We start from the raw sequence: 289 nt of genomic DNA, 5'->3' as shown, positions 1-289 counted from the left end.
AACCTCGACTCAAAAGTCGGATAGCCGCCCATTTCTTCCGGCGGGTCTTCCTGTCCGTCAATAGAGCGAGCCTGGCGCAGCAGAAACGCGGCCTCTTGCGTCAGGCTGTCCCGCAGGCTGGCCGAGCCGGTGACCGCGTACGCCAGTTTTGCCGCCATCGTGGTTTCTGCCAGCTGCACCAGCGCCTCGTCCCAGGTGGATTCAACTTCATTTCGCCAGATGTAACGAAGCTTGATTGTTGACTCGTTGGCCAACAGCTTACTGCCCTCAATTCGGTATGCGATATCGT

At 58.1% G+C, this 289-nt stretch carries 1 protein-coding gene; it reads right to left on the bottom strand.

Translation table 11 applies throughout. From position 1 onward, the window contains the following. A partial coding sequence (locus JYB63_RS22890; protein WP_205660224.1) for a hypothetical protein occupies window positions 1-289 on the bottom strand: 289 nt, incomplete at both ends.

The organism is Aliamphritea spongicola (assembly GCF_017051665.1).
GTDB classification, from domain to species: Bacteria; Pseudomonadota; Gammaproteobacteria; order Pseudomonadales; family Balneatricaceae; genus Amphritea; species Amphritea spongicola.
Note: the sequence above shows the minus strand (reverse complement) of the source record. Positions and strands in the feature narration are given on the sequence as shown.